20 protein-coding genes and 1 pseudogene are annotated in these 21248 nt (G+C 62.3%); 17 read left to right on the top strand and 4 right to left on the bottom strand.

From position 1 onward, the window contains the following. The first annotated feature begins 52 nt into the window (after window positions 1-52). Together ACEN8Q_RS01355 and ACEN8Q_RS01350 are read left to right on the top strand one after the other, a co-directional pair. Window positions 53-565, top strand: coding sequence for a sigma-70 family RNA polymerase sigma factor (locus ACEN8Q_RS01355; RefSeq protein ID WP_413423007.1), 513 nt, complete (start codon window positions 53-55; stop codon window positions 563-565). Then, complete coding sequence (locus tag ACEN8Q_RS01350; RefSeq protein ID WP_413704372.1) at window positions 558-1301, top strand: anti-sigma factor family protein; 744 nt, start codon at window positions 558-560, stop codon at window positions 1299-1301. The genes ACEN8Q_RS01355 and ACEN8Q_RS01350 overlap by 8 nt, the downstream gene beginning before the upstream one ends. 128 nt (window positions 1302-1429) lie before the next feature. Here ACEN8Q_RS01350 and feaR read toward each other — a convergent pair whose 3' ends face one another. From feaR to paaY, 3 genes are all read right to left on the bottom strand, one after another. Further along, on the bottom strand, window positions 1430-2344 hold the full coding sequence (gene feaR, locus ACEN8Q_RS01345) for a transcriptional regulator FeaR (RefSeq protein WP_413704371.1): 915 nt from the start codon (window positions 2342-2344) through the stop codon (window positions 1430-1432). A 101-nt stretch (window positions 2345-2445) separates the two neighbouring features. After that, window positions 2446-3369 (bottom strand): phenylacetic acid degradation operon negative regulatory protein PaaX, encoded by a 924-nt coding sequence (gene paaX, locus ACEN8Q_RS01340; protein ID WP_413704370.1) that lies wholly within the window; start codon window positions 3367-3369, stop codon window positions 2446-2448. A 176-nt stretch (window positions 3370-3545) separates the two neighbouring features. Further along, on the bottom strand, window positions 3546-4142 hold the full coding sequence (gene paaY / locus ACEN8Q_RS01335) for a phenylacetic acid degradation protein PaaY (protein WP_413423125.1): 597 nt from the start codon (window positions 4140-4142) through the stop codon (window positions 3546-3548). A gap of 348 nt (window positions 4143-4490) precedes the next feature. Between paaY and paaF the strand changes: the two genes are divergently transcribed. From paaF to paaZ, 15 genes are all read left to right on the top strand, one after another. Continuing rightward, on the top strand, window positions 4491-5264 hold the full coding sequence (gene paaF / locus ACEN8Q_RS01330) for a 2,3-dehydroadipyl-CoA hydratase PaaF (RefSeq protein ID WP_413704369.1): 774 nt from the start codon (window positions 4491-4493) through the stop codon (window positions 5262-5264). 47 nt (window positions 5265-5311) lie between these two features. After that, window positions 5312-6103 carry a 2-(1,2-epoxy-1,2-dihydrophenyl)acetyl-CoA isomerase PaaG gene (gene paaG, locus ACEN8Q_RS01325; RefSeq protein ID WP_413704368.1) on the top strand — a complete coding sequence of 264 codons (792 nt, stop codon included), beginning with the start codon at window positions 5312-5314 and terminating at the stop codon, window positions 6101-6103. A gap of 3 nt (window positions 6104-6106) precedes the next feature. After that, window positions 6107-7624 (top strand): 3-hydroxyacyl-CoA dehydrogenase PaaH, encoded by a 1518-nt coding sequence (gene paaH / locus ACEN8Q_RS01320; protein ID WP_413704367.1) that lies wholly within the window; start codon window positions 6107-6109, stop codon window positions 7622-7624. Then, window positions 7617-8063, top strand: coding sequence for a hydroxyphenylacetyl-CoA thioesterase PaaI (gene paaI, locus ACEN8Q_RS01315; protein WP_413704366.1), 447 nt, complete (start codon window positions 7617-7619; stop codon window positions 8061-8063). The genes paaH and paaI overlap by 8 nt, the downstream gene beginning before the upstream one ends. Beyond that, on the top strand, window positions 8060-9277 hold the full coding sequence (pcaF, locus tag ACEN8Q_RS01310; RefSeq protein WP_413704365.1) for a 3-oxoadipyl-CoA thiolase: 1218 nt from the start codon (window positions 8060-8062) through the stop codon (window positions 9275-9277). Before paaI ends, pcaF begins: the two co-directional genes overlap by 4 nt. A 99-nt stretch (window positions 9278-9376) precedes the next feature. Next, window positions 9377-10702: a phenylacetate--CoA ligase PaaK gene (gene paaK, locus ACEN8Q_RS01305; RefSeq protein WP_413428913.1), complete on the top strand. Its 1326-nt coding sequence runs from the start codon at window positions 9377-9379 to the stop codon at window positions 10700-10702. A gap of 971 nt (window positions 10703-11673) precedes the next feature. Further along, window positions 11674-12663, top strand: coding sequence for a 1,2-phenylacetyl-CoA epoxidase subunit PaaA (gene paaA, locus ACEN8Q_RS01300; protein WP_413704364.1), 990 nt, complete (start codon window positions 11674-11676; stop codon window positions 12661-12663). A 129-nt stretch (window positions 12664-12792) separates the two neighbouring features. Continuing rightward, the gene (gene paaB / locus ACEN8Q_RS01295) at window positions 12793-13074 is read left to right on the top strand and encodes a 1,2-phenylacetyl-CoA epoxidase subunit PaaB (protein WP_007943393.1); all 282 of its coding nucleotides are present in this window, start codon (window positions 12793-12795) and stop codon (window positions 13072-13074) included. An 8-nt stretch (window positions 13075-13082) separates the two neighbouring features. Beyond that, entirely contained in the window at window positions 13083-13844 is a 762-nt protein-coding gene (paaC, locus tag ACEN8Q_RS01290; protein WP_413704363.1) for a 1,2-phenylacetyl-CoA epoxidase subunit PaaC, read from the top strand. Then, complete coding sequence (gene paaD / locus ACEN8Q_RS01285) at window positions 13831-14364, top strand: 1,2-phenylacetyl-CoA epoxidase subunit PaaD (RefSeq protein WP_413427850.1); 534 nt, start codon at window positions 13831-13833, stop codon at window positions 14362-14364. The genes paaC and paaD overlap by 14 nt, the downstream gene beginning before the upstream one ends. A 34-nt stretch (window positions 14365-14398) precedes the next feature. Continuing rightward, the gene (gene paaE / locus ACEN8Q_RS01280; RefSeq protein ID WP_413427851.1) at window positions 14399-15475 is read left to right on the top strand and encodes a 1,2-phenylacetyl-CoA epoxidase subunit PaaE; all 1077 of its coding nucleotides are present in this window, start codon (window positions 14399-14401) and stop codon (window positions 15473-15475) included. 154 nt (window positions 15476-15629) lie between these two features. Beyond that, entirely contained in the window at window positions 15630-15938 is a 309-nt protein-coding gene (locus tag ACEN8Q_RS01275) for a DUF485 domain-containing protein (protein ID WP_413427852.1), read from the top strand. Continuing rightward, complete coding sequence (locus ACEN8Q_RS01270) at window positions 15935-17581, top strand: cation acetate symporter (RefSeq protein WP_413427853.1); 1647 nt, start codon at window positions 15935-15937, stop codon at window positions 17579-17581. The genes ACEN8Q_RS01275 and ACEN8Q_RS01270 overlap by 4 nt, the downstream gene beginning before the upstream one ends. 33 nt (window positions 17582-17614) lie before the next feature. Further along, window positions 17615-18868, top strand: coding sequence for an OprD family porin (locus ACEN8Q_RS01265; protein ID WP_413427854.1), 1254 nt, complete (start codon window positions 17615-17617; stop codon window positions 18866-18868). Window positions 18869-18926: 58 nt separating this feature from the next. Next, window positions 18927-20996: a phenylacetic acid degradation bifunctional protein PaaZ gene (gene paaZ / locus ACEN8Q_RS01260; RefSeq protein ID WP_413704362.1), complete on the top strand. Its 2070-nt coding sequence runs from the start codon at window positions 18927-18929 to the stop codon at window positions 20994-20996. Window positions 20997-21092: 96 nt separating this feature from the next. Here the strand turns inward: paaZ and ACEN8Q_RS01255 are convergent. Beyond that, window positions 21093-21245 (bottom strand): annotated as a pseudogene (locus tag ACEN8Q_RS01255) (helix-turn-helix transcriptional regulator); the annotation flags it as partial. Between the last annotated feature and the right edge of the window lie 3 nt (window positions 21246-21248).

The following is a 21248-nucleotide window of genomic DNA, read 5'->3' as shown; positions in this document are numbered from 1 at the left end:
AATAAAATGCCACGGACCATGGTTATAGAAGAGGGACAGTGCGGGAACCACCATGAAGCGATTTGAGGAACTGTTTGCGCCCCACCTGGACGCCGCCTACAACCTCGCGCGCTGGCTCACCGGCAACGACAGCGCCGCGCGCGATGTCGTGCAGGAAAGCGCCCTGCGCGCCTTCAGGTTTTCCCAGCGTTTCGTCGATGGCAACGCCAAGGCCTGGTTCCTGACCATCGTGCGCAATGAAAGCTACACCTGGCTCAAGGCCACGGCCGGGCGCCATTGGGTCGCTTTCGGCGACGATGTTGCCCAGGACCCGGGAGCATCAAGCCACGACCAGACCCCGGAGTTGCTGGCCATTCACACGGAAAATGCGGCGCTGGTCCAGCAAGCCCTGTGCGCCCTGCCACCTGTGTTTCGTGAGGTGATTATTCTCAAGGAGCTCGAAGACATGCCCTACAAGGACATCGCCCTGGTGGTCGACATTCCCCTGGGAACCGTCATGTCGAGACTCGCCAGGGCTCGCGCCATGCTCAAGCTCGAACTACTGAAGCTGCACGATCATGAATGAACTCGACTGCACGGTTTGCCAGACGCTGATGCATGGCTACCTGGACAAGGAACTCGATCCGCCGACCACGGCGAATGTGGCCGGGCATTTGGCCGCTTGCGCCGAATGTGCGCGATTGCATGATCAGGCTCGGTTGCTGGTGGCTGGTGTGAAGCAGAGCGCGGTGTATTACAGGGCACCGGCAGCGCTGGCCGCCAGTGTGTTCCCCGTTGATCCGCCAAAACCCCGTTTCATCGAGCGTTGGCGAACCTGGTTCGCGCCGGCGTTTTCAGCGGCGGCGCTGGCCTTGGCCATGGTGCTTTTTGTGGCAACACCGGGCGTCCAGGCACCGCTGATGGACGAGGCCGTCTCCAGCCACGTTCGCTCATTGATGGGCGAGCATTTGAACGATGTGGTGTCGTCCGACCGCCATACCGTGAAACCCTGGTTCACCGGCAAACTCGACTTCTCGCCACCGGTATTCGATTACTCGGCGCAGGGTTTTCCACTGTTGGGCGGGCGCCTGGATTATCTGCAACACCAGACCACGGCGGCCCTGAGTTACGGGCGCAACAAGCACATTATCAATGTGTTCATCCTGCCCACGCCGGAGGCGGACAAACCGCGCCGGAGCGAAACGATCCGCGGCTTCAACGTGGTGTCCTGGCAAGAGAATCACATGCGCTTCGTGCTGGTTTCGGATCTTGAGAAAAGCGAGCTGGAGGCGTTGGGCCTGTTGCTCCGCAATGGCACGTAAAACGTCTATTCCCTGTAGGAGCGAGCTTGCTCGCGAAAAACGCCATGGCACCGTTGGGCATCTGGTTGTAAGCGTTATCGTTCACGACCATCGCGAGCAAGCTCGCTCCTACAGGTACAGGCAAAAACTCAGGCATGCTGCTTGCGATACTCCCCCGGCGCAATGCCGAAGCGTGATTTGAACGCGGTGGAGAAGTAGCTCGAATCGGAAAAACCCCACGAATAACCCAGCACCGACAACTTCTGTTCCTTGCCCGATTGGCGCAGGGACTCGGCGCACAGGTCCAGGCGACGGTTCTTGATGTAGCGCGCCACCACCAGGCCTTTCTTGGCAAACATCCGGTACAGGCCACGGGTGGACATGCCGACTTCCCGCGCCAGCCATTCCGGGCACAGGTCTTCGGAGCGAATGTTTTCGTCAATGAAGGTCAGCGTCTTGCGGAAGATCCGTTCATGGGCATCAGTACAGTCGTCGGCCTGGCTGATCGCCGGGCGCAGCAGGCTGACAATCGCCTCCAGGGTTGCTTCGCTTTCCTGTCGGGTCAGGTGCTGCTGGCGGGTCGCATCGAGGATCAACCGGTGCGACAGCATCGCGATGGGCGAGCTGGCGGCAATCCGGTGGCCGCACCTGACCTGATTGAAGCGCAGGGTTTGCTCGACCAGTTGATACGGCAGGATCAACGACAACTGCCGGGAGTTTTCGCTGTAGGTGAAGTCGCTGGGCCGCGAGGCATCGATCAGCGTGATGTCACCGGGGGACAACAGGACCTTGTCGTCGCCCTGGGCCATGCCCGCCGTGCCGTCGAGCTGGAACACCGCAAAATACTTGCCGCCCTCGCCCGCCGCGACTTCCTGGGGCGTACGGTACAAACGCGCCTGGTACGCATCGACGAAACTGAGTTTGAGCGCATCGCTCTGGTATTCGCGGATGCGCCCGGCAAACTCGCTGCCCAGGGGTTGTGCGTTGAAGGCGCCACAGATCTGGTTGATCTGATGGATCCACTGGTCGAACCCATCATGGCGCTGTGCAGTTGTAGAAATCATGTCAGGCCTCACGCAGGCTTATTTTTATTGTCTACGTCAATCCACACGACATCGGATGCTTCAAGTCTCCTGAACAGCACCACTCCCTGAACAATGACGTGCTATTTCAGTCCGCCAAAACGCCGGTAGAAGCTTTCACCCACATCCGGCAACGGGCCGTCGGCCGTTTCCAGTGCAGCGTTCAGCCATTCTTCGGCCTTGGCGTAGATCAAACGGTAAATGTTGCGGCACAACTGGCGGGCGGCGCGGCCTTCCCAATCGCCGGGCAACAACTCGTCCGGCAGTTGCGGGTCGCGCAGCAGCAGCTTGCGGTACTCGTGGATCAACAGCACCCGTGCCAGGAAGCAGTCGGCCGGCTGCAGGTTTTCCTGCTCGCGCAGCGCTTGCCACAGCGGCCGGAACAACTGGATGAACTCGCTGTAGTGCGCGGCCAGCGCCTCGATGTTCCAGCTCTCGCGCACTTGCAGGCGCAGCGCCTTGGAGGCCAGTACATCCTGGGCGGTGGTTTCGAAGACGATGGTGTCCTCCTGCGCGCCAAGGTCGAGCAGGGTCGCGTTGACGTCGGAACGGTCGCTGCGCGGACAGGCCAGCACCACCGGCGAAATCGCACCGAAGCCTTGCCACTCCAGCTCCTCGCGCACCTGTTTGCGCTTGTCCTGGGTCAGTTGCGAGAGCATCACCAGGCACCAGGAGCCATCCCAGGCCGGCATCGTGGTGCTGTAGACGCGCTTGAAGGCCTTGTCGAAACGCCGGCGACCGGTGCCGGTCAGGCTGTAGTAGCTACGACGACCGACTTTCTCGGCGGTCAGCCAGCCTTCCTTGGTCAGGCGAAAAATCGACGTACGGATCAGCCGTTCGTTGATGCCGATGGGCTCGAGCAATTGAATCAGACTGCCCAGCCACACGGTGCCGCCATGGGGTTCGATGGCATCCCCGTACAACGTGATGATCAAGGAACTGGCGCGGATCGGCGTCTGTTCCTGGAAGCGTGTAATCAGATGGTTCAAGGGGGTCAGGGACGACATGGGCGTTCCGTGCAAAAAAAGAAAAGGAATATACCGAAAACCTGCCTGTTAATCGCACCCACCTGTAGGAGCGAGCTTGCTCGCGAAAAACGTCCGGACAATACGGGCATTCAGACAGCCCGCGTCATCGTTGACGTCCATCGCGAGCAGGCTCGCTCCTACAAGGGGATTTGTATTCACAGGGCACTGCCCTTGGGCCGCAACCCCCTGTCGCTGATGCGTGGGCGATCAGCTTCCGGCTCGCTCAGCGGTTCGCAAACCCGCATCTGCGTGAGGCAACGCCTGGCCAATTCCTGGTACTCACGTGTGCCCGCCTGCTTCCACGCCACTTCCTGATCGCTGAGGGTGCGCTTGATGCTCGCCGGGGCGCCCATGACCAGCGACTGCTCCGGGCATTCGAAGCCGGCCTTGACGAACGCCGCCGCCGAAACGAATGAACGCGGGCCGATCCGGGCGTTGTCCATCACCACCGCATTCATGCCCACCAAGGCGTCGGCGCCAATCCGGCAACCGTGCAGCACCGCGCCGTGGCCAATGTGGCCGTTGCGCTCGACCACGGTGTCGCTGTCGGGGAAACCGTGCATCACACAGGTGTCCTGCAGGTTGGCGCCCTCCTCCAGCACGATCCGCCCGAAGTCCCCGCGCAGGCTGGCCAGCGGACCGACATAACAATGCGGGCCGATGATCACGTCACCGATCAATACGGCAGACGGGTGCACATAGGCGCTCGGGTCAACCACCGGGGTCAGGCCATCAAGGCTGTAGCAGGTCATGAAAGCGTCCTTCCCAAAGCGATGCAAATAATGGCTCATTTTGTATCACATCACTTTTACAAGCACAAAGACTAAAAAGCGTATCACTTGAAATACCGCTTTCCGACGAATGCCAACGGGCCGTCATAATCGGGCTTAAACCCAATAAATTCAGGGCCAAACCCGCCATCAGCGTCCTTTACGCAGGAAGCAAATCAATCGAACACCCAACAAATAAGACACATTAAATCTATTTTCGTATTGCATTTACGTATCACGTTATAGCTATACTTGGGCAAAACCGGCCCCTGCGGCCGATCCAATAACGAGCCGGCACCACGCCGAGCGTGCACCGTGAGGGCATCCGCCATGCCTCTAACCCTTGCCGTCGAACTGATCGAGCCCGGCGTCCGCCTGATTACCCTGCAGCGCCCGCAAGCCCTGAACGCCCTGACCACCGAGTTGCTGGGCGAACTGGCCGATGAGCTGAATGCCGCGCAAGCCGACCCCGACACCCGCGCCGTGGTCCTCACCGGCAGCCGCAAGGCTTTCGCCGCCGGTGCCGACATCAAGGAAATGGCCGAACGCAACCTGGTCGGCATCCTCGACGACCCGCGCCAGGCGTCGTGGCAAACCATCACCCGCTTCAGCAAACCGCTGATCGCCGCGGTCAACGGCTTTGCCCTCGGCGGAGGCTGCGAACTGGCAATGCACGCCGACATCATCATTGCCGGCGAAGACGCCCGCTTCGGCCAACCGGAAATCAACCTCGGGATCATGCCCGGCGCCGGTGGCACCCAACGCCTGCTGCGCGCCGTCGGCAAATCCATGGCCATGCAGATGGTCCTGACTGGCGAGCCGATCGACGCCCGCCAGGCCCAGCGCGCCGGCCTGGTCAGCGAAGTGACACAACCGGAATTTACCGTCGACCGCGCCCTGCACATCGCCCGCAGCATTGCAGCCAAGGCACCACTGGCCGTGCGCCTGGCCAAGGAAGCGCTGCTCAAAGCCATGGACACCGATCTGGCCAGCGGTCTGCGTTTCGAGCGCCACGCTTTCACCGTGCTGGCCGGCACTCGCGACCGTGATGAAGGCATCCAGGCCTTTCAGGAAAAGCGCAAACCGACCTTTACCGGCCAGTAGTCATCGGCCCACCGAATTCGTACGACCTCTTAGAGAGCGCCAAGACCATGAACTTCGAACACATCCTGTTTTCCATCGAGGCCGGCGTCGCCCTGCTCAGCCTCAATCGGCCGGACCAGCTCAACAGCTTCAACTCCCAGATGCATGGCGAAGTGAAGGAAGCGCTGAAACAGGTGCGGCAGAACCCGGACGTGCGCGTACTGCTGCTGACCGGTGAAGGTCGCGGCTTCTGCGCCGGGCAAGACCTGAGCGACCGCAACGTCGCGCCGGGCAGTGCCGTGCCGGACCTGGGCGAATCCATCGAGAAGTTCTACAACCCCATGATCCGCCAACTGCGCGACCTGCCGATGCCGGTGATCTGCGCGGTCAACGGCGTGGCTGCGGGTGCAGGCGCCAACATTCCACTGGCCTGCGACCTGGTACTGGCCGCGCGTTCGGCCAGTTTCATCCAGGCGTTCTGCAAGATCGGCCTGATCCCTGATTCCGGCGGCACCTGGACCTTGCCGCGCCTGGTCGGTATGGCCCGCGCCAAGGCCCTGGCCCTGCTCGGCAATCGCCTGACCGCCGAACAGGCCGAGCAATGGGGCCTGATCTACCGCTGCGTGGAAGACGCCGAACTGCGCGACGAAGCGCTGAAACTCGCGCAACACCTGGCCACCCAGCCAACCTACGGCCTGGCGCTGATCAAGCGCAGCCTCAACGCCAGCATGAGCAACAGCTTCGACGAGCAACTGGAGCTGGAGCGCGATCTGCAACGTCTGGCCGGGCGCAGCGAGGACTACCGCGAAGGCGTCGGCGCCTTCATGGAAAAACGCACCCCAAGCTTCAAGGGACGCTGAGTCATGACCGCATTGAATAAAACTGAACGCGTCGCCGTGATCGGCGCCGGCGCCATGGGTGCCGGTATCGCCCAGGTCGCAGCTCAAGCCGGTCATCCGGTATTGCTGCTGGACAACCGCCCCGGCGCGGCGGCGCAGGCCATCGAAGGCATTGATCGGCAACTGGGCAAACGAGTCGAAAACGGCAAGCTGTCCGCCGAAGCGCGCAGCGCCACCATCGCCAACCTGCACGCGGTGGAAGCCATCGAAGCCCTGACCGACTGCGACTTGATCATCGAGGCCATCGTCGAGAACCTTGAGGTCAAACGCGCGCTGTTTCGCCAGCTCGAAGGCATCTGCGGCGAGCACTGCATCCTGGCCAGCAACACCTCGTCGCTGTCGATCACCAGCATCGCCGCGCAACTTGATCATCCACAGCGCTTGCTCGGCCTGCACTTCTTCAACCCGGCGCCGGTGATGGCGCTGGTGGAAATCGTTTCGGGTCTAGCCAGCGATCCGGCATTGGCCGAGTGCCTGTACGACACCGCCAAAGCCTGGGGCAAAAAACCGGTGCACACCCGCTCCACCCCGGGTTTCATCGTCAACCGCGTGGCCCGGCCGTTCTACGCCGAGAGCCTGCGGATGCTTCAGGAAGGCGCTGCCGATTGCCCGACGCTGGATGCGCTGATGCGCGAAGCCGGCGGGTTTGCCATGGGCGCGTTCGAACTCACCGACCTGATCGGCCACGACGTCAACTACGCCGTGACCTGCTCGGTGTTTGACGCCTATTACCAGGACACGCGCTTCCTGCCGTCGCTGATCCAGAAAGAACTGGTGGACGGCGGACGTCTGGGGCGCAAAAGCGGACAAGGCTTCTACAGCTACGCCCAAGGCGCCGAACGTCCGCAAGCAGCTGAAATCAGCAGCAGCGCGAGCGTCGAGACCTGTATCGCCGAAGGTGACCTCGGCATCGCCCAAGGTTTGCTGGCGCGCTTGAGTGAGCAAGGCGTCGAAGTCATCCGGCGCGACGGTCGCGGACTGTTGCGAGTGGGCGACGCCGTGCTGGCCTTGAGCGATGGCCGCATGGCCTGCCAGCGTGCCCGAGAAGACGGGCTGCGCAACCTGATCCTGCTGGATCTGGCCCACGATTACGCCAAAGCCCAGCGCATCGCCATCAGCTACTCGAACGGCATTGATCCGCTGGCACTCGAACAAGGTATCGCCCTGCTGCAACGCGCCGGCCTCAAGATCAGCCTGCTCAACGACAGCCCGGCCCTCGCCGTCCTGCGCACCGTCGCCATGCTCGCCAACGAGGCCGCCGACGCCTTGCTGCAAGGCGTGGCCTCGGCCGCCGACATCGATCTGGCCATGCGTGCCGGGGTCAATTATCCACAGGGCCCGCTGGCCTGGGCCGACACCATAGGCCTTCCCCACATCCTGACCGTGCTGGACAACCTGCAAGCCGCCTACGGCGAAGAACGCTACCGGCCATCGCTGTTGTTGCGCCGCCGGGTTGCCGAAGGGAGAAACTTCCATGACTAACCGCGAAGCGATGAACCTCGCCAGCGACTGCGCACAAGCGTTGTTCCTGCGCGACACCGCCAGCCAGGCCATGGGCATGCGCCTGCTGTCCGCCGGTCCGGGTGCTGCCCGAGTGGGCATGACCGTGCGGGCCGACATGCTCCAGGGCCACGGCACCTGCCACGGCGGCTACCTGTTCGCCCTCGCCGATTCGGCGTTCGCCTTTGCCTGCAACAGCTACAACGAAGCCACGGTGGCCATCGGTTGCAGCATCGACTACATCGCCCCGGCGCATCTTGGCGACACGCTGAACGCCGACTGCATCGAGCAGAGCCGCTCCGGTCGCACCGGCAACTACGACGTACGCATCGAAAACCAGCAGGGCCAATTGATCGCCCTGTTCCACGGCAAATCCTACAAAGTGCGCGGCCCGGTGCTGACGCAGGAGACCCCCGAATGAAAGACGCCCTGATCATCGACGCGGTGCGCACCCCCATCGGCCGTTACGCTGGCGTCCTGAGCGGCGTGCGCGCCGACGACCTTGGCGCGGTGCCGTTGCGCGAACTGCTGCGCCGCCACCCGCAAGTCGACTGGAACACGGTCGACGACGTGATCTACGGCTGCGCCAACCAGGCCGGCGAAGACAACCGCAACGTCGCGCGCATGTCGGCATTGCTGGCCGGGTTGCCGGTCAGCGTGCCGGGCACCACCCTCAATCGCCTGTGCGGCTCCGGGCTGGATGCCATCGGCACCGCCGCCCGGGCGATTCGCAGCGGCGAAACCGGGCTGATGCTGGTCGGTGGCGTTGAATCCATGTCCCGCGCGCCACTGGTGATGGGCAAGGCCGAGCAGGCGTTTTCCCGTGCGGCCGAAATCTTCGATACCACCATCGGCTGGCGCTTCGTCAATCCGCTGATGAAAAAGGCCTACGAAATCGACTCCATGCCGGAAACGGCAGAGAACGTCGCCGAACAGTTCAACATCTCCCGGGCCGACCAGGACGCCTTCGCCCTGCGCAGCCAGCAACGCGCTGCCGCTGCCCAGGCCAACGGGCGCCTGGCCAAAGAAATCGTCGCGGTGGAAATCCCCCAGCGCAAAGGCCCGGCCAAGGTGGTCGAGCACGACGAACACCCGCGCGGCGACACCACCCTTGAGCAGCTCGCCAAACTGGGGACGCCGTTCCGCGAAGGCGGCAGCGTCACCGCCGGCAACGCCTCCGGGGTCAACGACGGTGCCTGTGCCCTGCTGCTGGCCAGCCCGGAAGTCGCCAAGCGCCACGGCCTGACCGCCCGTGGCCGGGTCGTGGCCATGGCCATGGCCACTGCCGGCGTCGAGCCGCGCATCATGGGCATCGGCCCGGTACCGGCCACCCGCAAGGTGCTGGAACTGGCCAACCTGAGCCTGGCGGACATGGACGTGATCGAACTCAACGAAGCCTTCGCCGCACAAGGTCTGGCGGTGTTGCGTGAACTGGGCCTGAGCGACACCGACCCGCGGGTCAATCCCAACGGCGGCGCCATCGCCCTTGGTCATCCGCTGGGTATGAGCGGCGCGCGACTGGTCACCACCGCCCTGCATGAGCTGGAAGAACGTAACGGCCGTTACGCCCTGTGCACCATGTGCATCGGCGTCGGCCAAGGGATCGCGCTGATCATCGAGCGTCTATCCCACTAAAGAATCGCGATTCCCAAGGAGCCCAGAGGTATCCTTGGGGCATGCACTCAAAGCCCCTGCGCGCAGGAGCTGGAACACAAAAACAATTCGAGTGAACACATGAACATGCCAATTGCCCAAGCCGTGCTGAACCCTGTGCTGGACCCGCTGGAAACCGCCAGCATCGACGAGCTGCGCCAGCATCAGCTGGAACGCCTGCGCTGGAGCCTGAGCCACGCCTACCACAATGTGCCGCTGTACCGTCAGCGCTTCGATGCGCTGGGCGTGCACCCGGACGACATCAAGTCTCTGGACGACCTGGCGAAATTCCCTTTCACCACCAAGTCCGACCTGCGGGACAACTACCCCTACGGCATGTTTGCCGTGCCGATGCACGACATCGTGCGTTTGCACGCGTCCAGCGGCACCACCGGCAAACCGACCGTGGTCGGCTACACCCAGAACGACATCGACACCTGGGCCAATGTGGTGGCCCGCTCGATCCGCGCCGCTGGCGGCCATCGTGGCGACAAAGTGCACATTTCCTATGGCTACGGCCTGTTCACCGGCGGCCTCGGCGCGCATTACGGTGCCGAACGCCTCGGCTGCACGGTGATCCCGATGTCCGGCGGCCAGACGGAAAAACAAGTGCAACTGATCAAGGATTTCCAGCCGGACATCATCATGGTCACGCCGTCCTACATGCTCAACATCGCCGACGAAATCGAGCGCCAGGGCATCGATCCGCACAAACTGGCCCTGCGCCTGGGCATCTTCGGTGCCGAGCCGTGGACCGCCGAACTGCGCAGCGCCATCGAGGCACGCATGGGCATCACTGCCCTGGACATCTACGGTCTCTCGGAAATCATGGGCCCGGGCGTGGCCATGGAATGTGCCGAAACCAAGGACGGCCCGACCATCTGGGAAGACCACTTCTATCCGGAAATCATCGACCCGGTCACCGGCGAAGTACTGCCGGACGGGCAGATGGGCGAACTGGTGTTCACCTCCCTGAGCAAAGAAGCCCTGCCGATGATCCGCTACCGCACCCGCGACCTGACGAGGCTGCTGCCGGGTACTGCGCGACCGATGCGCCGCATCGACAAGATCACCGGACGCAGCGATGACATGCTGATCATCCGCGGGGTCAACGTGTTTCCAACGCAGATCGAGGAGCAGGTCCTCAAAGTCAAACAGCTTGCCGAGTGCTATGAGATCCACCTGTATCGCAACGGCAACCTGGACAGTGTCGATGTGCATGTGGAGTTGAAGGCCGAGCATCAGCACCTGACCGACGAACAGCAGAAGGCTGTTTGCGGGGAACTGAGCAAGCACATCAAGACGTATATCGGGATCAGTTCGCGGATCGTTTTGCAGCCTTTCCACTCGATCAAGCGATCCGAGGGCAAGGCTTGCCACGTGGTGGATAAACGTCCTAAAGCATGACTGCTGCACCCTTTATGGCCCCGCTTTATGCGGGGCTTTTTTTTGGATTGGGATTGGGATTGGGATTGGGATTGGGATTGGGGGCATATCCGTTTCTTCGGTAACGGCCACTTATTGTTCCGCTTTTACAGCGGGTTACTTGGAAAAGCCTGTAGGAGCGAGCTTGCTCGCGATGGTCGTCAACGATGACGCTGGCAGCCTGACACCCCGCGGTGTTCTGTCGTTTATCGCGAGCAAGCTCGCTCCTACAGGGCCCGCCGCGATCGGCCATCCCTGGCCGTACGCGGCTAACCCGGCATCAATGCCGGGTTGCCCACTGCGCAGAACCTCCACTCGGCCTCTCGAGGGGGCAAGAAGATCAAAAGCAAAAGCGAGGCGGCCTACTGGCCGGCCTGATCGCAATTGAACGCGTTCCCCTGTAGGAGCGAGCTTGCTCGCGAAAAACGCCAGGACACCGCGGGCATTCAGGCAGCCCGCGTCATCGTTGACGACCATCGCGAGCAAGCTCGCTCCTACAGGGCCGAGCGTTAGCTCGCCTGCCGCTCTTGATCTTGATCCACCCGCCCCTTCGGGAGGCTGAGTGGAGGCGTTCATCCGGGGAATGGCGCGCAGCGCCGTTCGACGCAGTCGAACTCATTGCATGCAGGTCGCGCGCAGCCGACCAGAGGGCAATGCCCCCGGAGGAATGCCGGAGCGAAGGAACCCCGAGCCCTGGCGAGGGGCCGGACGTTCGGGGCGAGCGTTTTTTGCTTACTTTTTTAGGCGCTTGTAAAAAAAGTGAGTCGCCGTCAGGGCGAAACCCTAAGCCGCCGTTACCGCAGCAACGGATATGTACCCAACCCAAAAACCCCACCACCCTCAAAGCGATACAAAAAACAAATACGACACGTCATTTTGTGTTTGATATTAATTTCTGTATCGCTTATAAAGTTCTCCATGCCTCAGAACAGATTCAAGGCGGGAGACCAAAAATGTACGCACAGCTAGTAGAAACAGGCGTCAAACGCATAAAAGACCTCTCGGAAATGTCCGAACAGGAACGCGCCTTCCAGGAAAAAATCGATTCAGAAATCAAGGTCGAAGCCAAGAACTGGATGCCAGATGCCTACCGCCAGACCCTGATCCGGCAGATTTCCCAGCACGCCCACTCCGAAATCGTCGGCATGCTGCCCGAAGGCAACTGGGTCACCCGCGCGCCAAGCCTCAAACGCAAACTGCAACTGATGGCCAAGATCCAGGACGAAGCCGGCCACGGCCTGTACCTGTACAGCGCCATGGAAACCCTGGGCGCCGACCGCGATGAAGAGATCGCCAAGCTGCACAGCGGCAAGGCCAAGTACTCGAGCATCTTCAATTACCCGACGCTGAACTGGGCCGACATGGGTGCGGTGGGCTGGCTGGTGGACGGCGCGGCGATCGTCAACCAGGTGGTGCTGCAGCGCACCTCCTACGGCCCGTATTCACGGGCGATGATCCGCATCTGCAAGGAAGAGAGCTTCCACCAGCGCCAAGGCTACGAAATCCTCCTGACCATGATGCGCCACGGCAATCAGGCGCAAAAAGACATGGTCCAGGACGCGATCAACCGCCTGTGGTGGCCGTCGCTGATGATGTTCGGCCCGAGCGACGAACACTCGCCGAACAGCGCCCAGTCCATGGCCTGGAAAATCAAGCGCCAGAGCAACGACGAACTGCGCCAGCGCTTCATCGACCAGACCATCCCGCAGCTGGAACTGCTGGGCTGCACCTGCCCCGACCCGGACCTGAAGTGGAACGCCGAGCGCGGCCACTACGACTTCGGCGAAATCCAGTGGAACGAATTCTACGAAGTGCTCAAGGGCAACGGCCCATGCAACCAGGAACGCGTCGCCACTCGCCGCAAGGCGATTGAAGACGGTGCCTGGGTTCGTGAAGCCGCCGTCGCCCACGCCCGCAAAAAACAAAACAAGAACGCCGCCTGATCCGGCCCAACACAAACCCTGTAGGAGCTGGCTTGCCAGCGAAGGCAACCTCAAATGTTGCGGCGATATCACTGTCGTCTTCGCTGGCAAGCCAGCTCCTACAGAAGCAACTGATGTGGAGTGAATGTCATGTCCGAGTGGACCCTCTTCGAAGTCTTCGTGCGCAGCAAGCACGGCCTGAACCACAAGCACGTCGGCAGCGTGCATGCCGCCGACACCACCATGGCCATCGAGAACGCGCGCGAGCTCTATACCCGTCGCAGCGAAGGCGTGAGCCTGTGGGTGGTGCCTTCGGCATTGATCACCGCTTCGTCGCCGGATGAGAAAGACCCGCTGTTCGATCCGTCGGACGACAAGGTTTACCGCCACGCCAGCTTCTACGAGCTGCCGGCCGAAGTCGGGCACATGTGAGGTCGACCATGGACAACAAGACTGATCTGATCGAATACCTGCTGCGCCTCGGTGACAGCGCCCTGATCCAGGGCCAGCGCCTGTGCCAGTGGTGCGGCAAGGCCCCGGCACTGGAAGAAGAACTGGCGCTGATGAACGTCGGCCTCGACCTGGTGGGCCAGGCGCGCAACTGGCTGGAGTACGCCGCCGAACTGCTGGACGACGGCCGCGACGCCGATCACCTGGCGTTCCGCCGCGACGAGCGCGCCTACCGCAACCTGCTGCTGGTGGAACAACCCAACGGCGACTTCGCGGTGACCATGCTCAAGCAGTTCCTGTATGACGCCTGGCACCTGGAAGTACTCAAGGGCCTGAGCCAATCCAGCGATGAACGCATCGCCGGCATCGCCGCCAAGGCCGTGAAGGAAGTCACCTATCACCTGCGCCGCTCCAGCGAATGGGTCGAGCGTCTGGGCGACGGTACTGAGGAAAGCCACAAGCGCATGCTCGCGGCCATCCCGGAAGTCTGGCGTTTCACCGTCGAACTGATCGCCGCCGATGACAGCGAGCAGCGCCTGTGTGAAGCCGGCACCACCCCGGATATCGCCACTGTCGCCAGCGCATGGCAAGCCAAGGTCGAAGCGATTTTCGCCAGCGCCACCCTGCCCGTTCCTGCGGCGCCAAACTATTTCTACCTGAATGCACGCAAAGGCCTGCACACCGAACACTTAGGGATTTTGCTGGCCGAGATGCAGTTCCTGCCACGAGCGTACCCCGATGCAACCTGGTGAGCTGATCGCCAGCGACCTCGGCGCCCGGCCGGCACAACCGACCGACCTGGCTGCCGCATGGGCGATTTTGGCAGAGGTCATGGACCCGGAAGTGCCGGTGGTCAGCGTGGTGGACCTGGGGATCGTGCGTGACCTGGATTGGCAGGCCGGTCACTTGCACGTGGTGGTCACGCCGACCTACTCCGGCTGCCCGGCCACCGAAGTGATCGAGGGCGATATTCGCGACGCACTGGAGCAGGCCGGTTTTCGCGCGCCGAACCTGGAGCGCCGCCTGACCCCGGCCTGGACCACCGACTGGATCAGCGACAGCGGTCGCGAACGCCTGCGCGCCTATGGCATCGCGCCACCCGATGGCAGCACCAGCAAACGCAGCCTGCTCGGTGAGAGTCCGGTGATCGCCTGTCCGCAATGCGGCAGCGCCCACACCGAGGTACTCAGCGAGTTCGGCTCCACCGCGTGCAAGGCCCTGTACCGCTGCGTCGATTGCCGGGAACCGTTCGACTATTTCAAGTGCATCTGAGCGGCGAATCGGCCGTCCCAGCTGGAGAACAACAATGAGCAAATTTCACAGCCTGACCATCAAGGACGTGCGCGCCGAGACCCGTGACGCGGTGTCCATCGCCTTCGAGATTCCGCAGGACTTGCAAGACAGCTTCCACTTCACCCAGGGCCAGCACCTGGTGATGCGCACGCAACTGGACGGCGAAGAAGTACGCCGCTCGTACTCGATCTGCACCGGGGTCAACGACGGTGAACTGCGCGTAGCGATCAAGCGCGTGGCCGGCGGTCGTTTCTCCGCGTTTGCCAACGAACAGCTGAAGGCCGGGCACAACCTGGAAGTCATGCCGCCCGCCGGGCACTTCAGCGTCGAACTCGACCCGGCGCGCCATGGCAACTACCTGGCGGTGGCGGCAGGCAGCGGCATCACGCCGATCCTGTCGATCATCAAGACCACCCTGGAAACCGAACCCAACAGCCGCGTGACCCTGCTGTACGGTAACCGCTCCAGCTCCGGCGCGCTGTTCCGCGAACAGCTTGAAGATTTGAAGAACCGCTACCTGCAGCGCCTGAACCTGATCTTCGTGTTCAGCCGCGAACAGCAGGACGTCGACCTGTACAACGGTCGGATCAACGCCGAGAAATGCGAGCAGCTGTTCAGCCGCTGGTTAAACGTCAAGGCCCTCGACGCCGCCTTCATCTGCGGCCCTCAGGAAATGACCGAGACCGTGCGCGACAGCCTCAAGGCCAAGGGCATGCAACCCGAGCGCATCCATTTCGAACTGTTCGCCGCCGCCGGTAGCGAGCAAAAGCGTGCCGCCCGCGAAGCCGCCCGCCAGGTCGATGCGGCGGCCAGCCAGATCACCGTGATCAGCGACGGCCGCGCCCTCGCCTTCGACCTGCCACGCAACAGCCAGAGCATCCTCGATGCGGGTAACGAACAAGGCGCGGAGCTGCCCTACTCGTGCAAGGCCGGCGTGTGCTCGACCTGCAAATGCAAGGTCATCGAAGGCGAAGTGGAAATGGACAGCAACCACGCCCTGGAAGACTACGAAGTGGCCGCCGGCTATGTGCTGTCGTGCCAGGCCTTCCCGATCAGCGACAAGGTGGTGCTGGATTTCGATCAGCTCTGAAACACCTGCACCACCCCCCTTGTAGGAGCGAGCATGCTCGCGATGAACCAGAGATCGCCGCGGGGTATCAGGCACCCCGCGTCATCTTTGACGACCATCGCGAGCAGGCTCGCTCCTACAGGGACAACAACAAAAACAACAAAGGAGAGTCACCATGAGCCCGCAAGACATAGAACTCATCCACCAGCACCCCGACTTCATCCAGTTGGTACGACGCAAGCAGAAACTCTACTGGTCGTTGTCGCTGATCATGCTGGTGATCTACTTCGGCTTCGTACTGCTGGTGGCTTTCTCCCCTTCTACCCTCGGCCAATCCCTGAGCGGCGGCGTGACCACCGTGGGCATGCTGGTGGGTGTCGTCATCGTCGGGCTGGCCTTTGCGCTGACCGGTTTCTATGTCTATCGGGCCAACAACGTGATCGACCCGCTGAATGAAAAACTCAAGCAGGAGTGCGCCCGATGAGCCGCCTTCTCGCGTTGTTCCTGCTGCCGCTGGCGGCTGTCACTGATTTTGCGATGGCCGCCGACGGCGCAACCCGCCCACTGAACTGGAACGCCATCGGCATGTTCCTGGTGTTCGTGCTGTTCACCCTCGGCGTGACCCGCTGGGCCGCCCTGCGCACCCGCTCGGCCAGTGATTTCTACACCGCCGGCGGCGGCATGACCGGCTTCCAGAACGGCCTGGCGATTGCCGGCGACATGATCTCGGCGGCGTCCTTCCTCGGCATTTCCGCGATGATGTTCCTCAACGGCTACGACGGTTTGCTCTACGCCCTGGGCGTATTGGCCGGCTGGCCGATCATCCTGTTCCTGATCGCCGAACGCCTGCGCAACCTCGGCAAGTACACCTTCGCCGACGTGGTTTCCTATCGCCTGGAACAGACCCCGGTGCGCCTGACCTCGGCCTTCGGCACCCTGACCGTGGCCCTGATGTACCTGGTGGCGCAGATGGTCGGCGCCGGCAAGCTGATCGAATTGCTGTTCGGCATCGACTACCTCTACGCGGTGATGCTGGTCGGCGTGCTGATGGTGTTCTACGTGACCTTCGGCGGCATGCTCGCCACCACCTGGGTGCAGATCATCAAAGCGGTGATGCTGCTGTTCGGCACCAGTTTCATGGCGTTCATGGTGCTCAAGCACTTTGGCTTCAGCACTGAGGCGATGTTTGCCGGTGCGACCGCTGTACATGCCAAGGGCAGCGCGATCATGGCGCCCGGCGGCTTGCTGTCCAACCCGATCGACGCGATATCCCTGGGGCTGGGCATGATGTTCGGCACTGCCGGCCTGCCACACATCCTGATGCGTTTCTTCACCGTCAGCGACGCCAAGGAAGCGCGTAAAAGCGTGTTCTACGCCACCGGTTTCATTGGTTACTTTTACTTGCTGCTGATCATCGTCGGCTTCGGCGCGATCGTCATGGTCGGCACTGATCCGTCGTACCGCGATGCCACTGGCGCGATCATTGGCGGCGGCAATATGGTCGCGGTACACCTGGCCCAGGCCGTCGGTGGCAACCTGTTCCTCGGTTTCATCTCGGCGGTGGCCTTCGCCACCATTCTGGCGGTGGTCGCCGGGCTGGCGCTGTCCGGCGCCTCGGCGGTGTCCCACGACCTGTATGCCTGCGTGATGCGCAAGGGTCAGGCCAGCGAGCAGCAGGAGATGCGCGTGTCGCGGATCGCCACGCTGTGCATCGGTGTGCTGGCGATCATCCTCGGCCTGCTGTTCGAATCGCAGAACATCGCCTTCCTCTCGGGCCTGGTGCTGGCCATCGCCGCGTCGGTGAATTTCCCGGTGCTGTTCCTCTCGATGTACTGGAAAGGCCTGACCACCCGTGGCGCTGTCCTCGGCAGTCTGTCCGGACTGGTCTCGGCGATTGTGTTGCTGGTGCTGAGCCCGGCGGTGTGGGTCAACGTGATGCATCACGACAAGGCACTGTTCCCGTACTCCAACCCGGCGCTGTTTTCCATGAGCCTGGCGTTCTTCAGTGCATGGCTGTTTTCCGTCACCGATACCTCGCCCCGTGCAGCCCATGAGCGCGGCCGTTATCTGGCGCAGTTCATCCGTTCGATGACCGGCATCGGTGCCTCTGGCGCCAGCAAACACTAATAACGACCGATCAGTTGGCAGGGAATAAAAATAATGAAACCCGCACGTACTGCACCTTGTGAATCTCTGTTTTCACTGGCCGCCGCATTGAGTCTGCCCATGATCGCCCCTTGCGCCATGGCCGACTTCATCGACGACAGCAAGGCCCGCATTGATATGCGCAACCACTACATCAACCGCGACTTCCGTCAGGACAACGCGCCGCAATCCAAGGCCGAAGAATGGGCCCAGGGATTCACTGCGCGCATCGAGTCCGGGTTCACCGACGGCACCTTCGGTTTCGGTCTCGACGCACTGGGCGAACTGGGGATCAAGCTCGACTCCAGTCCCGACCGTCGTGGCACCGGGCTGCTGCCGTTTGGCCCGCAGAGCCATGAGCCGGACGACGAGTACAGCGAGCTGGGCCTGACCGGAAAATTGCGGGTATCCAAAAGCGTGTTGAAACTCGGCACCCTGCAGCCCTTGTTGCCAGTGGCGACCTACAACGACACACGCCTGTTGGGTTCGACCTTTAAAGGTGGCTTGCTGACCAGCCAGGAAATCGACGGCCTGACGGTGAATGCCGGACGCCTGACCAAGGCCAACCTGCGGGACTCGTCCAGCAACGATGACATCGGCTTCGGCGCCGCCAGCAGCGATCACTTCGACTTCGGCGGCGGCAGCTACGCCTTCAGCCCACAACTGAACCTGAGCTACTACTACGGCAAGCTCGACCAGATCTATCGCCAGCAATTCGCCGGACTGGTGCATACGCAACCGCTGGGCAACGGCTTCAACCTGCGCAGCGACCTGCGTTATTTCGACAGCCGCGGCGACGGCGCCGAGCGGGCCGGGCGCATCGAAAACCGTAACTTCAACGGCATGTTCACGGTGTCCCACGGTGCCCACAAGGTCAGTGCCGCCTACCAGCAATTGTCCGGCGACAGCGCCTTTCCGTTCCTCAACGGCGGTGATCCGTACGTGGTCAACCTGGTGACTTTCAACACCTTTACCCGCGCCGACGAGGATTCCTGGCAGCTGCGTTACGACTACGACTTCGTCGCACAAGGCATTCCCGGCCTGACCTTCATGACCCGCTACACCGACGGCCGCCACGTCAAGGCGGGCACCGTCGACAACGGGCGCGAATGGGAGCGCGACACCGATATCAGCTACGTCATCCAGAGCGGTGTGTTCAAGAACGTCAGCCTGCGCTGGCGCAACGTGACCTTCCGTTCCGGCAATGGCTTGACTACCGCCCTCGATGAGAACCGGCTGATCGTCGGTTACACCGTGGCGCTTTGGTAATTCCGAAAGGGCGCGGTCACGGTCGCGCCACAACCCTTCATAATCAGGAGCAATCGTGATGTCCTCTTCACCTGCACTGCGTGCCCCCACCCTGCAAAGCTTTATCGCCGGCCGCTGGATCGGCCAACAAGGCGCGCAGATCCTGCGCAGCGCCATCGACGGCCATGAAATCGCCCGTACCCACGAAGAACGCCCGGACTTCGCCGAAGCCATCGAACACGGTCGCCGCCAAGGCGTCAGCGGCCTGATGGCGCTGGACTTCCAGCAACGCGCCCAGCGTCTCAAGGCCCTGGCCCTGTACCTGAGCGAGCGCAAGGAACAGCTCTACGCGATCTCCCACCACAGCGGCGCGACCCGCGCCGACAGCTGGATCGATATCGAAGGCGGCAACAGCACGCTGTTCACCTACGCCAGCCTCGGCTCGCGCGAGCTGCCGTCGGGCAACGTCGTCCACGAAGGCCCGGCGCTGCAGTTGAGCAAAATGGGCACCTTCGCCGGCACCCACATCCTGGTGCCTCGCGGTGGCGTCGCGGTGCACATCAACGCCTTCAACTTCCCGATCTGGGGCATGCTGGAAAAATTCGCCCCGAGCTTCCTTGCCGGCATGCCGTGCATCGTCAAGCCAGCCAGCGCCACCAGCTACCTGACCGAAGCCGTGGTGCGCCTGATGGACGAATCCGGCCTGTTGCCAGCGGGCAGCCTGCAACTGATCATCGGTGGTACCGGCGACCTGCTTGACCGCCTGCAAGGCCAGGACGTGGTGACCTTCACCGGTTCCGCCGACACCGCGGCCAAGCTGCGGGTCAACCCGAACCTGATCCGCAACTCGGTGCCGTTCACCGCCGAAGCCGACTCGCTGAACTGCGCGATCCTCGCTCCGGATGTCACTCCGGATGACGAAGAGTTCGAGCTGTTCATCAAGGAAGTCGCCCGGGAAATGACCACCAAGGCCGGGCAGAAATGCACCGCCATCCGCCGCGCCATCGTCCCGGCCAAGCACATCGATGCAGTCGCTACGCGCCTGCGTGATCGCCTGGCCAAAGTGGTGGTGGGCGATCCGTCGGTGGAAGGCGTGCGCATGGGTGCATTGGCCTCCCACGATCAGCAGAAAGACGTGGCCGAGCGCCTGGAAAGCCTGTTGCAGAGCAGCGACCTGCTGTTCGGTGCTCGCGATGGTTTCGAACCGCGTGGCGTGAACGTCGACAAGGGCGCATTCTTCGCCCCGACCCTGTTGCAGGCCCGCGATCCGCACGCTGAAGGTGGCGCTCACGACATCGAAGCGTTCGGCCCGGTCAGCACCCTGATGGCCTACGACGATCTCGACGAAGCATTGGCGCTGGCCGCACGCGGCAAAGGCAGTCTTGTCGCCAGCCTGGTGACCAAGGATCCGCAAATTGCTGCCAAAGCCGTTCCGGTCGCAGCTGCATTGCACGGTCGTCTGTTGGTGCTGGATCGCAACTGCGCCGGCGAATCCACTGGCCACGGCTCGCCGCTGCCACAACTCAAGCACGGCGGTCCGGGTCGTGCCGGCGGCGGTGAAGAACTCGGCGGCTTGCGTGCGGTGAAACACTACCTGCAACGCGCGGCGGTGCAAGGTTCGCCAACCATGCTGGCAGCGGTCACCGGCGAGTACGTGCGCGGCGCCAAGGTCATCGAAACCGACGTGCATCCGTTCCGTCGCTACTTCCAGGACCTGCAGATCGGCGAGTCGTTGCTGACCCACCGTCGCACCGTCACCGAAGCGGATCTGGTGAACTTCGGTTGCCTCTCGGGCGACCACTTCTACATGCACTTCGACGACATCGCGGCCAAGGAATCGCAATTCGGCAAGCGCATCGCCCACGGTTACTTCGTGCTGTCGGCCGCAGCCGGACTGTTCGTCTCCCCCGGCGTCGGCCCGGTGCTGGCCAACTACGGCCTCGACACCTTGCGCTTCATCAACCCGGTAGGCATCGGCGACACCATCCAGGCCCGCCTGACCTGCAAGCGCAAGATCGACCAGGGCAAAAAGAGCCCGCAGGGCATCCCGCAAGGGGTGGTGGCGTGGGATGTGGAAGTGACCAACCAGTTGGGTGAGTTGGTGGCGAGCTATGACATTTTGACGCTGGTGGTCAAACGCGAAGAGTGATCAGTGCTTCCGGTTGACCACAGATCCTGTGGTCAACCAAAAACCACTGTGGGAGCGGGCTTGCTCCCACATTTGATTTGTGCCAAGCTGAAATTCTCAGTGCTTGCGTAACCACTCGATAAACAGCGCAAACAACTCCGACTGCGACCCCACTTCCAGCTTCAGGTACAGGTTCTTGCGGTGCATGCGCACCGTTTCCGGTGAGATGTTCATCTGGCTGGCCGTGAATTTTTCCGAATGGCCCTGTACTTT

This window comes from Pseudomonas sp. Pseusp16 (assembly GCF_047324915.1).
Classification (GTDB): domain Bacteria; phylum Pseudomonadota; class Gammaproteobacteria; order Pseudomonadales; family Pseudomonadaceae; genus Aquipseudomonas; species Aquipseudomonas fluorescens_CD.
The sequence above is the reverse complement of the archived record's forward strand: the minus strand, read 5'-3'. Positions and strand labels throughout refer to the sequence as shown.